This window comes from Chryseobacterium sp. (genome assembly GCF_029240215.1).
Taxonomy (GTDB): domain Bacteria; phylum Bacteroidota; class Bacteroidia; order Flavobacteriales; family Weeksellaceae; genus Chryseobacterium.
This window is the reverse complement of the sequence record NZ_JARBTK010000003.1, coordinates 50,359-62,730: the sequence shown is the minus strand read 5'-3', so window position 1 is coordinate 62,730 and position 12,372 is coordinate 50,359. Positions and strand designations below refer to the sequence as shown.

At 33.4% G+C, this 12,372-nt stretch carries 12 protein-coding genes; 2 read left to right on the top strand and 10 right to left on the bottom strand.

All coding sequences use genetic code 11. The annotated features are described in order from the left end of the window. Nucleotides 1–22: 22 nt before the first annotated feature. From K0R77_RS07530 to K0R77_RS07520, 3 genes are read right to left on the bottom strand one after another with little or no spacing between them, the layout of a single operon-like run. Nucleotides 23–889: a LamG domain-containing protein gene (locus K0R77_RS07530; protein ID WP_300350634.1), complete on the bottom strand. Its 867-nt coding sequence runs from the start codon at nucleotides 887–889 to the stop codon at nucleotides 23–25. Nucleotides 890–944: 55 nt separating this feature from the next. Next, nucleotides 945–2,411, bottom strand: coding sequence for a RagB/SusD family nutrient uptake outer membrane protein (locus K0R77_RS07525; protein ID WP_300350631.1), 1,467 nt, complete (start codon nucleotides 2,409–2,411; stop codon nucleotides 945–947). A gap of 17 nt (nucleotides 2,412–2,428) precedes the next feature. Continuing rightward, nucleotides 2,429–5,239 (bottom strand): SusC/RagA family TonB-linked outer membrane protein, encoded by a 2,811-nt coding sequence (locus K0R77_RS07520; protein WP_300350628.1) that lies wholly within the window; start codon nucleotides 5,237–5,239, stop codon nucleotides 2,429–2,431. 446 nt (nucleotides 5,240–5,685) lie between these two features. Between K0R77_RS07520 and K0R77_RS07515 the strand changes: the two genes are divergently transcribed. Continuing rightward, nucleotides 5,686–6,363 carry a DUF4197 family protein gene (locus tag K0R77_RS07515; RefSeq protein ID WP_300350625.1) on the top strand — a complete coding sequence of 226 codons (678 nt, stop codon included), beginning with the start codon at nucleotides 5,686–5,688 and terminating at the stop codon, nucleotides 6,361–6,363. Nucleotides 6,364–6,401: 38 nt separating this feature from the next. Then, nucleotides 6,402–6,707: a DUF493 family protein gene (locus K0R77_RS07510; protein WP_300350622.1), complete on the top strand. Its 306-nt coding sequence runs from the start codon at nucleotides 6,402–6,404 to the stop codon at nucleotides 6,705–6,707. A gap of 53 nt (nucleotides 6,708–6,760) precedes the next feature. On the opposite strand, the gene K0R77_RS07505 is transcribed toward K0R77_RS07510, so the two are convergent. The 7 genes from K0R77_RS07505 to K0R77_RS07475 all read right to left on the bottom strand — a co-directional run bounded on the left by K0R77_RS07505 (nucleotide 6,761) and on the right by K0R77_RS07475 (nucleotide 12,360). Beyond that, a complete protein-coding gene (locus K0R77_RS07505) occupies nucleotides 6,761–7,111 on the bottom strand; it encodes an ArsC/Spx/MgsR family protein (RefSeq protein ID WP_300350619.1) in 351 nt (116 codons plus the stop codon). Nucleotides 7,112–7,203: 92 nt separating this feature from the next. After that, nucleotides 7,204–7,818 carry a deoxynucleoside kinase gene (locus tag K0R77_RS07500; protein WP_300350616.1) on the bottom strand — a complete coding sequence of 205 codons (615 nt, stop codon included), beginning with the start codon at nucleotides 7,816–7,818 and terminating at the stop codon, nucleotides 7,204–7,206. 39 nt (nucleotides 7,819–7,857) lie between these two features. Beyond that, nucleotides 7,858–8,763, bottom strand: coding sequence for a hypothetical protein (locus K0R77_RS07495; RefSeq protein WP_300350613.1), 906 nt, complete (start codon nucleotides 8,761–8,763; stop codon nucleotides 7,858–7,860). 86 nt (nucleotides 8,764–8,849) lie between these two features. Continuing rightward, nucleotides 8,850–9,872, bottom strand: a complete 1,023-nt coding sequence (locus tag K0R77_RS07490; protein ID WP_300350610.1) for a glutaminyl-peptide cyclotransferase — start codon at nucleotides 9,870–9,872, stop codon at nucleotides 8,850–8,852. A 38-nt stretch (nucleotides 9,873–9,910) separates the two neighbouring features. Beyond that, entirely contained in the window at nucleotides 9,911–10,294 is a 384-nt protein-coding gene (locus K0R77_RS07485) for a VOC family protein (RefSeq protein WP_300350608.1), read from the bottom strand. Continuing rightward, nucleotides 10,291–10,719 carry an SRPBCC domain-containing protein gene (locus K0R77_RS07480; RefSeq protein ID WP_300350606.1) on the bottom strand — a complete coding sequence of 143 codons (429 nt, stop codon included), beginning with the start codon at nucleotides 10,717–10,719 and terminating at the stop codon, nucleotides 10,291–10,293. The genes K0R77_RS07485 and K0R77_RS07480 overlap by 4 nt, the downstream gene beginning before the upstream one ends. 27 nt (nucleotides 10,720–10,746) lie before the next feature. Further along, complete coding sequence (locus K0R77_RS07475; RefSeq protein ID WP_300350604.1) at nucleotides 10,747–12,360, bottom strand: Na+/H+ antiporter; 1,614 nt, start codon at nucleotides 12,358–12,360, stop codon at nucleotides 10,747–10,749. Nucleotides 12,361–12,372: the final 12 nt, after the last annotated feature.

The following is a 12,372-nucleotide window of genomic DNA, read 5'->3' as shown; positions in this document are numbered from 1 at the left end:
CCGATACAGGGCTCTTTTGAGATTATCGGTTATCTTTTTCTAATTTGTATAATGCATTAATTTCTGATGAAGAAAGTGCTTTATCATACATTCTAAATTCATCCATCAATCCAGTATATTTAAGCATCCAACCATCTGGGTTTGACCAAGGAGTACCTAAGTGCTGCTGAAAACCTCCAATTATGAATTTTGAAACATTTGAGTTTGCAAGATTCCCCAAAGGAAGACCTCCCTGAGCAGGATCGTTGGTAAATCTTTTTGTAATACTATCTGGTAGTGGTACAAGTGCACCATCAACATACAATGCAAATGTAGAAGTCGTTGCATCATAAGACCATACTAAATGTTTCCATTTATCATACATTCCTTCCAATTTATTGGTTCCACCTGTTTCAATAAATTGCCCCGCCCAAGTAACTGCAGGTGTCACATCTTTTTGAATATGGAATTTTAGAAGCATTTTTCCATCTGTAGATCCTTCAATAAGAACAAAAATATTTCCCCAAAAATCAGTTGTTTTAGGAAGCATAAAAATGCATTGTGCACCACCAGTATGTTGTGAAGTTTTAATCCACATAGATTGAGTAATACTTTTTAGGTTTTTTATTTTATCGCTTACATCATTATAACTTATAAAAGCACTTGAGGAACCTTTGTAAGCAGTACCTTTTATACCTGAATCAAAAGTTACATTGGTTGGTGAAGAAGTATTTACACCATTTTTAGCATCAATAAAAGTATTATTATCAAAACTGATCTTACTTATAAGATTATCTGGAGCAATATCATCAGAATTATTATATCCTCCAATTGAAGCATAGGGAATCGCTGGATTATCTTTATCTATGCTGTCTTCACAACTAGTAAAAAGTGCTCCTAAAATAAACATAGCAGCGAAGTATTTTATTATTGTATTATTTTTCATGTTTTTTAATGTATAATGATTAATAACCAGGATTTTGAATTGAAAGTCCTTGAGCTTCATCAATAAAGTTCTGCGGAAGTGGAAATAATTCGTGCTTTCCAACTACAAATGTTTTTCCGTCAGCAGCCATTGCAGTCTGAGCTTGTCCTGTTCTTACAATATCATACCATCTGTCATGTTCGAATGCCAATTCGAGTCTTCTTTCTTTCCAAATAGCTGTTCTAACATCTGTCTGACCTGTTGCTGTAGTTGGGGAAATACCAGCTCTATCTCTTATTTGATTAAGTAATAAAATAGCTTGTGGTGTTTGTCCCAATTCATTAAGGGCTTCTGCCTTCATAAGAAGTACCTCAGCATATCTAAGATAACGAATATTTACATCCGAATTATCAGCACCAGAATAATTAGAAGAATAAGCTTTAAAATTATAATAAGGATTATTTACAGTGCTTGGAACTATTCTACCATCGTACAATGTCGAATTTCTGAAAATAACTGTTGCATTCCTCCTTTCAGTATCGCCTTCCGCATTAAAAGCATCAACTAATCCTTGAGAAGGACCATTGAAGCCCCAACCCCAACCTCCAGCTCCGGTAGCACCTTGTACTTGAGAATATTGTTGAATACCTTTAGCAGGTGCTTCTCCTTTTCCTTGAATTTCAAAAATAGATTCTTGATTATTTTCTCCACTAATTTTATAAATTTCCGCAAAATCTGGTGTTAAAGAATAGCCCGTAACTAAATTAGTATTATCAATAACCTTTTGCCATTTTTTTTGATACAAAGAAACTTTTGCTAATAAAGCATAAGCTGCACCTTTAGATGCTCTTCCTACATTAGCACCTGTATAAGCACTTTTATCTGGTAAAGCTGCAATAGCAGCTTGCAGATCAGCCTCAATGAAAGCGTAAACTTCTTCTTTTGATTTTCTGGTAAGCAGCATTGTTCTGTCCTCGGCATTTCCAGGGATAGACAATCTGTCTACAATTGGAACTCCACCGTATGTTCTTACTAATGTAAAATACATAAAAGCTCTCAGGAAACGGGCTTCACCAGCCAATCTATTACGAAGACCTGCATCTGCATTATTAAGTTGTGGCAAATAAGCTAATGCCTGATTGCATCTATTAATCCCTTGATAATGCGCAGCAAATAAATCTCTAAAAGAAGGTGTAGTTGCATTAAAATTAAGAGCATCTAAAACATCTTTATCTGCACCAGTATCGCCGGGTGTAGAACCTTTATCCGCATCATCAGAAGTAATACTAGAAACACCTATCCAAGCAAACGTACTCATATTCCAATCTAAAAATTTGGCATAAATAGCAGTAACAAAACTTTCAGCTCCTTCATTATTGTTGAATAAAGTTAAATCTTGTGCCGAAATAGCTTCTGTTGGCTTTACATCTACAAAATCATCACTACAACTATTGTTAGAAAATGAAAATATTGCTAAAGCAGAGAGTAATATTATTTTTTTGTTCATGATTTTCAATTTAATAATTAAAATTTAACATTAACACCAAATACAAAAGATCTTAATGTTGGATAAGCATCCAGCTCTATTCCCGTACTTCCGTAAGGATCACCGTTACCATTTAATTCTGGTGAGAAACCAGAGAATTTCTGGAAAACTACAGGGTTAATAGCACTAACATAAAATCTCATTGATGAAATATAAGTAACAGCTTTATTTATTGTATATCCTAAAGAAATATTGTTTATTCTAAAGAAATCTCCAGATTCTAAATAGTAAGTAGAAGCAAGTGGCACGGCATTAAATGGTGCTGGGTTTGCAGATCCTGTATTAGTTGGAGTCCAAAAATCGCTTGCAACACTATACTCTACATTTTCTCCTGAGAATCTTTGAGCTTTTTTGCCATTATAGACTTTCGCACCGAAAGTTCCATAACCATTAGCTGAAAAATCCCAGCTTTTGTATCTTAAATTTAAATTTATTCCTAGAGTAGATTTAGGTATATATGATCCAAAGTATTTTCTATCACCAGCGTCAATAGTACCATTTCCATTGTGATCTACATAAGTTAATTTTCCGTTTGCATCCATTCCGTTTGCTTCATAAAGATAAAAACTACCTAATGGCTGCCCTATAGACTGTTCGTTTAAAAGTTTTGTATCTTGTCCGTTACCTAAACCTCCTCCAACAATATCATTTACATTTTGTTGAGCGATATTACTTAATTCATTTTTATTAAAAGAATAGTTTGCACTGATTGAATAACCAAAATCTTCACCTATTTTATCATCCCAGCCCAAAGCAACTTCTACTCCTTTGTTGGTTACTTCTCCTAAATGCGCATAACCTGGATTTGATATTCCTTCAGTAATAATAGGAATAGATTTTAAGATAATATTTGTGGTTACCTTATCATATAAATCAACAGACCCTTTTAATCTTCTGTTTAAAACTTCAAAATCTAAACCCACAGAAGTTTCTTCTGTAATTTCCCATGAAAGATTAGGATCATATACTTGGTCTACTGTCATACCATTACTCATTACACTACCACCAAATGCGTAATTATAAGATGTACCGGTATTAAATGGTAAATAATTAAGAGGAACATTTTGATTTCCTATTTTTCCCCAACCCCCTCTAATTTTAAGCAAGTTGAAAAAACCGTCTTTCAAGAAATCTTCTTCTGAAACAACCCAACCAGCTCCAAATGACGGGAAATTACCCCATTTTTGACCATTTGCAAATTGTGAAGATCCATCTCTACGGATTGTAGCAGTTAACAAATATTTGTTCATCAACTTATATTGTGCTCTTGCAAAATAAGAAGTGGTAGTATTTTTATTACCATTTATACTTTTAAGATCATCTAACTGATCTTTATAATTTACACCATCTAAATTCCAATAATTGCTGTTTGCAATCATGTTTCTTCTGATTGTAATCAATTGATCTGTACCATTTTTCACAGAAGATTCCATACCGACTGTAGCCTCTACATCATGAATATCTGCGAATTTTTTATTATATGTAAAATAATTTGTTAAAATCCAGTTATAATAATCATTTTTTGTATTGGTCAACAAATTGATTGGATCTGTTGCTAAATAAGGTGTGTTATTGAGAACTCTTGTAGGATCGGCAGCTAACCAGATCGCTTTTGAGTCAACAAAATTATAGCTCTTAAAATTGTTATATTCTCCTGAAAATTGAGAAGTGAATTTTAATTCTTTCATAATGTTTACATCTAACTTAAGACCTCCTTGTAAAGTAAAGCTTTTTTGCTTTTCATTATCAAAGTAAAGTTGAGATACCGGATTTCCAACATTATTAAATGCCTCGCCAGTTGGAGATGCAAAACCATTATCTCCAACAAAACGAACTCCAAATAAACCATTTGCATATCGTACAGGAACTATAGGAGATTGTTTATATGCTGTAGTAAAAGCACCCAATGGCTTTGGAGTTGTATTATTAAATGCAACGCTTAAATTTTGAGATAAAGTAATTCCTTTAGCTATTTTAAACTCGTTATTTGTTCTTATCGTTGTTCTGTTATAATCTGTACCGTTTAAAATTGATTTTTCGTCATAGTTACTTAAGCTTAAAAAATATTTAGCACTTTCCGAAGCTCCTGATAAACTTACATTATGTTGATTATAAACACCAGTTCTTGTAATCTCATCAAACCAGTCAGTATTTACAGGTTGATCTTGGGAAAATGTTGTTGTACCTAAGGCAGTATTGGTATAGTAAGCAAATAAATTACTTCCAGCCATTTTTACTTTTTTCAAAGGATTTCTCACACCAACAAAACCGTCATATTCAACTGTAATTCCTTTTCCTCTACCACTTTTAGTCGTAATAATAATTACACCGTTGGCGGCTCTGTTACCATAAATTGCTAAAGCAGAAGCGTCTTTTAACACATCGTATGTTAAAATATCATTTGTATTAATGTTGTTAATATTATCTACAAACATACCATCTACTACATATAAAGGATTTCTACCACTTAATGCAGTTCCTAGTCCTCTAATAATTACTGTAGGTGTTGATCCCGGTAAATCTGAAGCTGTTACTTGTACACCAGCTGCCTTACCCTGAATTGCTTGTGAGGCATTTAAAACTTTTGTTCTCGAAACTTCTTCAGCTTTTATTGAACTTACAGAAGTAGTATTATCAACAGCTTTTCTACTACCATACCCAATCATTACAACCTCCTCAATCTTCTGCTCTTTTGGCAGCGTATCTTGTGGAGTCGTTTGTCCGTTGGCGTTCATACCGAAGTAGAGAACTGCAATCAGGCAAGAATACTTTAAATTAGTTTGTTTCATATAGTTTAATTTTATCTTGTACAAATCAAATGTGTAATAGTTTTGTCTCATTTTATTTTCTCAAAAGAAGACGTTGGTCAAAAATAAAAAAAATATTAGATAATGTTAAATTTACTTAAATATTTTAAAATTAGCACTTTATATTGTAAAATATGTTAACATATTCTAAAATTTAATAAATCTAAAGTCATAATATTTTAATATAAATGAATATTTCATATTGAAACAAAGATAAAAACCTGTCAATATTTAACCGAAAATTAACATTGAGACTCTAAAATGGCGTAATTCAAAAAATTAAACAATATTATAATTTCATTAATCATTAAAACTGGAAACAATCTTGCGATAAACCTTCCAGTGAAAATATTGACGTGTAATTTTTGTTAAACATACATTTGTCTTTACCTTTGGTGCAGTATTTGACAATAATAACAAAATTGGAAATGAAAAAATATATTATAGCCATTGCATTGGTTTTCGGAACGGGCGTAGTAATCAACACGACTTTACAATCTTGTTCTACACTTGCTACATCTGATTTAGGATTAGCAGTTATTAAAAGAGTTTTGTTAGGCGGAATTAATAAAGGAATGAGCATCTACGGTAACAAAGAAGCATTTCTTCAGAATAATCTGGTTGACAAAGCATTACCAAAAGAATTAAGAGACATCAACACAACTTTAGAGAAAATAGCTCCGTCTTTAGTGGCAAAAGAAAGAGAATATATTGCTGATGCGGCGGTTTATACAGTCAATATTTCTAGACCGATTCTTGAAAGTGCAGTAAATAGTTTAAATGCTCAGGACGTAACCAGAATTATCCAGGGTGAAAAGGGAACCGCAACTTTAATTTTAAAAGAAAAAACTTCCCAACAACTCGTTGCAGCAATTGCACCAAGAGTTGAGCAGGAGCTTAATAAATATGGCATTGTAAAAACCATCAACACTGCTTTGTCAGGAAGTAATCTTTTGGGCAGCTTATTAGGTGGAAACAGAAGCAACGTCAACGCAGGCGGATTGAGTATGCTGGCTTCTGAACAGATTGTCAACGGATTATTCAATATTATTGAAGATCACGAAAAGCAAAATTCGGCTTCACTTCTAGGACCACTTGGAAAATAATTAAATTTTCCTTATATTTATATAAATAAGTAGCAATAATGGACATATTACAAGGAAATCAGCATGCAAATCCTGAAGATTTTTATATTTCACTAAAGGAAAAACTTGAAGGTCATCACGACTTTCCTGAAGACTATCTTTTCAAATTTATCATTCCTACGGATCAGGCAAAGCTTACAGAAATATACAAAGTTTTTGACGGCATCAAATTTACATTAGGTAACCGCGAAAGCAAGAACGGAAAATACACTGCATGCAATATCAATGCTTTTGTACTCGATGCAGATCAGGTCGTAAGAATTTACAAAGAGGTGGCAAAAATAGAAGATGTCATTCTATTATAAAAAGGGAAAGTCAGCAATTATGCTGACTTTTTTATTTCTCGTTTTTCAATTTCTTAATGTTCAATAAAGAACTTTACATTTTCAACTGGTCTTCCGAGCATTGCTACCGAACCTTTAATGAGAATTGGCCTTTGTATCAATGATGGATTTTCTGATAAAATCTTTAGCCATTCATCTTCTGTAAAATCTTTTCCGGCATATTTTTCCTGATAGAGTTTTTCTTCTTTTCTGATGATATGAGAAACATCTTCATTAAGCTTTTTTAAAACCGTTTTCAGTTCCAGAACGCTCAACGGATCTTCTATGATGTTGATGATTTCAAACGGCACTCCGTTTTCGTCCAGATACTCTAACACGGCATTTGATTTTGAGCAATTCCCGTTATGCAGAACTTTTACCAACATTTTATTTTTATTTTAAGTGAAAATCTAAATTTTCGTAAACAAATTTAGAACCAAAAAACTTCGTTCTGGGTTTAATTTTTACTAAACAATTGCTAAAACAAACCGTTCAGTTCTGTTTCAATTTTTTCTAAAATCAAACCAAAATCTTCAGGTTTTTCTACAAAGTCAAGATCATCAACTTCAATGATCAAAAGTTTCCCTTCCGTATAATTTGAGATCCATTTTTCGTATTTCTGATTCAGTTTAGACAAATATTCTATGCTGATAGAAGCTTCGTATTCTCTGCCCCTTTTATAAATTTTCTTTACCAGATTTGGAACATCAGATTTAAGATAAATCAACAAATCCGGAGCGGAAACGAAAGTTTTCATCAAATCAAAAAGAGAAGCATAATTTTTAAAATCACGATCTGAAAGAAGCTTCATATCATTAAGATTTTCCGCAAAAATGTGGGCATCTTCGTAGATTGTACGATCCTGGATGATGTTTTTGCCACTGTCTCTGATCTCTTTTACCTGACGGAATCTGCTTCCCAAAAAGTAAATTTGCAGTGCAAAACTCCATTTACTCATGTCTGCATAAAAATCTTCCAGATAAGGGTTGTGATCTACGTCTTCGAATTGTGCGTCCCAACCGTAGTGCTTTGCCAACATCGTCGTTAAGGTCGTTTTTCCTGCTCCAATATTTCCGGTAACTGCAATGTGCATACTTCGTCTTCTGTATTATTTTTTAAACAATGATTGATTCTAAAAACCAAGATCCTGAATTTCGTCTAAGAGTTTCAGCATATCCGGCTTTTCAGATTTTTCTTTTTCCAGTTCTTCTACAGTTTTTTCAGTGTCATTTTTCGGACTTTCAATCACTGTCGTTTTTTTAGAATCTCTGGGATTTTCGAGATTGTAAAGATAAAGTTTGTTGCCTTTGATTTCAAAATATGCAAGCGAGTTTTTTTCCACAATTTGTACATCGGGATCTTCAAAAATTTTGATCAGTTCTTTCTCGGGAATATATTTAAAAATAGAATTTTTAGCTACAATTAAAACAAATTCGTTTTCCCTTCTCAGTCTCTTTCCGTTTTCAACAGGAGCTTCATATAATTTTTCAAATTTCAGATTATAGATTCTGAATTGATTTTTCGTTAAAATATAAACCTTATTTTCAAAAACCAACAGATCAATCAAATCGTCAAAACTTGCATCAAAAGGATAAGAATTAATCGTCGTATCATTTCTGAAATTGTATTGAAGAAGACGTTTTGTACTTTCATCCAACAACCAAACCTGCTGCAAATCTTCTGCGTAGGCATGTTTGATGTAGGTAAATTTTTGCTTAAAGTCTAATTTCTGGATTTCATTTAAATTCTGATCCACAAATTTCATTTCCTGAGCATTTTCAGAAAAAAGCGCAATACTTAAAGGGTTTTGCACTCCTTGAACTTTGAAAGGAACCGTAAACATCAGTTTACCAAGCTGTTTCCCTAACGAATCATATTTGGTAAAGCTGAAATCTTTATTTTTATAGAGATAAATACTTCCGTAATCATCAGCAAACAAATCTCTTACCTCTTTGATTCTCAATGTATCAAAAGGAAGGACTCTCTGCGCAGAAAATGAACAGAAAATAAGAATGAATAAGATTTGTATTAATTTCAAAAAATCTATTTTACGAATGATAGCGCTCCGTGAGGAACGCTACCAATTTACATTTATTTTGTTTAAAAGAATTAAATAACTTAAAATTATTTAACGGCAACTTCATATATTTTCGGCCAGTTTTTACCAGTAATCACCATATTTTCACCTTTGAAGGCGATTCCGTTTAACACATCATCACTTCCTTTTGTATTTTGTTTTGCAATATTGGTAAAGTCAAATTTGCCAACAACTTCACCGTTTGCAGGATTAATTTTAAGGATAATTGGTTTTTGCCAAACATTTGCATAAATAAATCCTTTGTAGTATTCCAACTCATTTAACTGGTCGTAAATTTCAGAATTTCCGGCTACAGAAATATATCTTACTACTTTAGAAGGATCACTTGCATTCAGGAAATAAAGATTTTTTGTACCGTCAGAAGCAATCAGGTTTTTACCGTCATAAGTCAATCCCCATCCTTCTCCCATCACATCCGGATAAGGAAATTCAGATAATAAGCTTAAAGAATTTTTGTCGTAAACGAATCCTTTTTTATTTTGCCAAGTCAACTGATAAATTTTATCGCCAACAATCGCACTTCCTTCAGAAAATATATCTTCAGGCTGCTTTGTAGAAGCAATCGGTGTAGTATCTCCCAAATTATATTTCAGGATCTGAGAAGAACCTTTCTGACCGTCACTTTCGTAAATTGTATTTCCTTCAATCTGAAAACCCTGAACAAAATTTGCAGGATTATGCGGATATTCTGCCACGACTTCATAATTGATATTCTGTACCGGATTTTTGGTAAAAACATTGATTGTTGCATCTTGATATAATGTTTCGCCACCTTTTGTTTTAATATTAAAAGTAACTGCATTATCTCCTAAGGTAAAATATTTAGAATCTACTATGAGATTTGAAGTTTCTTTGTCTCCAAAACTTATTGAGATACTTTCTGCATTATCGAGAACATCTTTAGGAAGATCTAATTTATCACCAAAATGATAACCTTTGGTTTCCATTGAATTGTTGTAATCAGCTAATGAATTCAGTATTTTTTCGTCATTATTACAAGACACGAACAACAGAAGTGTTGCAAAACCTGTTATTATTTTATTTTTCATTATTATTTTCTAAAATATTTCCCCAAAAATAGCAAAATTTATTCCTCTTTACTAATTTCGGTTACAGGTTGACCAAATTGTAATATATAGCCATTGTTATCGTAGATAGCAAATTCTCTCATTCCCCACTCGAAAGTTTCAATTTTGTAACAGATTCTGGTAATGGTTTTAAGGTCTTGCCAAAGATCGTTCACATCATTTACGTTAAAATAAAATGAGCCAGAAAAACCGATTTTATCAAATTTTTCATGTTTATTTGGTTTTGAAATCATGATTCTGACGTTGTTTTTTTCCAAAAAAACCCATTGCATCCCGGAATTGGCATCAACCAATGAAAATTTTAAAATATGAGTATAAAAACCAATAGTTTCCTCAAAATTCTGAGTCCAGATTACCGGAAAAAATGAATTGAATTTAATCATTGGTTTTCCAGATAAAGTTTCAGACTCTGACCGATAATCTCATTCCACCCCTGAGTAAAACTTTCGTTGGAAAAGCCTTCTCCCAAATCTTTCAGATTTTCTGTTCCTTCGTGTATCAATGTAACTTTTGTTCCGTCTCCATCAGCCTCAAGTTCCCAGGTTACTGCTGTTTTCAGATCTGAAAATGATGGATAAAACCAAGTATGCTTCAGTTTTTGATTTTCGATAATTTCTAAAATTTCGATCCGGTGAAGATATTTTTTTTCTTCTCCGGGTTCATAGAAATCAAATGATTTTCCAATTTCTGCTTCAAAATCAGGAATATCAAAATACCATAACTGCATTTCGTTTTTATCCGTCAATGCTTTCCAGACTTTTTCTGTTGGCGCATTGATCTTTTTTGTGACAATAATCGGAGTTTTCATTTTTGTATTTTTTTAATTTAAATCAAATTAACTGTGAGCAAATCCTGTAATTTTAGCTTCATCAAAATCGAGCTGCATCTCAATCGTTCGCATTACATGATCATCGAATATTTTCTCACGTTTCATTCGGTGAAGCTCATTTCTCTGAGCCTGTATCAGTTGTCGGATGACATCTTTATTTTCATTCATCGCCGTGACATAATCTCCTGTTGATGCCATACATTGAGATTTATCTGCCATCATCAGCATTTCATTTTCGAGTCTGTGTTTCTGATGGCGAACCATACTGTTGGTAACTGTAAGCTCAGCAAAATCAGATTCCAATTTATTCAAAGCAGTTTCTTTCAGTTTTCTCATCAAAATAACTTCCTGCTTTTCTTCAGGCAAATCACTTCCGGCATCATCAACTTTTAAGAATTTCAAAATCGGAGTCAGCATCAATCCCTGTCCGACTAAAGTTATCAAAATAATCACAAAAGTAACAAACAAAATAATATTACGGTGCGGAAACGCATCTCCATTCGGCAAAAACGCAGGAATAGAAAGTGCTGCAGCCAATGAAACGACTCCACGCATTGCTGCAAAACTTATAATAAACGGTTCTCGCCAGTCAGGTTTTGGATTTTCTGACCTTAATTTTTTAGACAAAAACCATGGAAAATACATGATGGAATAGCTATACAATAATCTTGTAAAAATAATCGCTCCGCCAATTACAATACTATAGAAAATACCTTCTGAAATGGTATAATCTTTCATTGCAGCAACTACAATTGGCAATTCTAAACCGATTAAAATAAAAATAATTGTATTCATCACAAAAATAAGAACACTCCAAACATTTCCGGACTGAATTCTAGAAGTGTGACTCAGATAGCAATGCGAATTATAAGACATCAGCAAGCCACCCGCAACAACAGCCAACACACCAGAAAAGTGAAAATGTTCTGCTCCGACATACAAGATGTAAGGAACAATAAGTGTAATCACGGTATCAATATTTGAGTTCGATGGAATCAGTCTTAAAAAGAACCCGAAAAGCAATCCAACGGCAATTCCGATAGCGATTCCTCCAACTGCCATGCTGAAAAAATCTCCGATTGCATCTCTCCAGATAAATTGCCCTGAAATCACGGCTGCTAAAGCAAATTTAAATACAATTAAACTCGAAGCATCGTTGATTAAACTTTCTCCTTCCAGAATACTTGTAATTTTTTTAGGAATTTTCATGTGCTTTAAAACTGAAGTTGCAGCAACTGCATCCGGCGGAGAATTGACTCCACCCAATAAAAATCCCATTGCGACGGTAAGTCCGGGAATTATTGATGAAGAAAGGTAAGCAACTACAATCGAGGTCAGAAAAACCAAACCAAAAGCCATTGAGAAAATCTGCTTTCTCCATTTGTGGAAATCCTGCCATGAGGTAAACCAAGCAGCCTCAAATAAAATCGGTGGAAGGAAGATCAGAAAAACCAGATCCGGCTCAATCTCAATATGTGGCATTCCCGGAACCAGACTGATGATCAGTCCTGCAATCACAAGAAAAATCGGATAAGCTACTTTGAGCTTCTGACCGATCATTACCAATATCATGACAGACAGCAAAACTGCGATAGATATAATGACGTAAGTGTGAATCATATTATTTTGTTT

Excerpts from the sequence above, each read along its gene's own strand:
- K0R77_RS07480 (WP_300350606.1), bottom strand. The coding sequence starts at position 10,719 with ATGAAAACTCCGATTATTGTCACAAAAAAGATCAATGCGCCAACAGAA.
- K0R77_RS07520 (WP_300350628.1), bottom strand. The coding sequence starts at position 5,239 with ATGAAACAAACTAATTTAAAGTATTCTTGCCTGATTGCAGTTCTCTAC.
- K0R77_RS07475 (WP_300350604.1), bottom strand. The coding sequence starts at position 12,360 with ATGATTCACACTTACGTCATTATATCTATCGCAGTTTTGCTGTCTGTC.
- K0R77_RS07530 (WP_300350634.1), bottom strand. The coding sequence starts at position 889 with ATGTTTATTTTAGGAGCACTTTTTACTAGTTGTGAAGACAGCATAGAT.
- K0R77_RS07505 (WP_300350619.1), bottom strand. The coding sequence starts at position 7,111 with ATGTTGGTAAAAGTTCTGCATAACGGGAATTGCTCAAAATCAAATGCC.
- K0R77_RS07510 (WP_300350622.1), top strand. The coding sequence starts at position 6,402 with ATGGACATATTACAAGGAAATCAGCATGCAAATCCTGAAGATTTTTAT.
- K0R77_RS07490 (WP_300350610.1), bottom strand. The coding sequence starts at position 9,872 with ATGAAAAATAAAATAATAACAGGTTTTGCAACACTTCTGTTGTTCGTG.
- K0R77_RS07525 (WP_300350631.1), bottom strand. The coding sequence starts at position 2,411 with ATGAACAAAAAAATAATATTACTCTCTGCTTTAGCAATATTTTCATTT.
- K0R77_RS07500 (WP_300350616.1), bottom strand. The coding sequence starts at position 7,818 with ATGCACATTGCAGTTACCGGAAATATTGGAGCAGGAAAAACGACCTTA.
- K0R77_RS07515 (WP_300350625.1), top strand. The coding sequence starts at position 5,686 with ATGAAAAAATATATTATAGCCATTGCATTGGTTTTCGGAACGGGCGTA.
- K0R77_RS07485 (WP_300350608.1), bottom strand. The coding sequence starts at position 10,294 with ATGATTAAATTCAATTCATTTTTTCCGGTAATCTGGACTCAGAATTTT.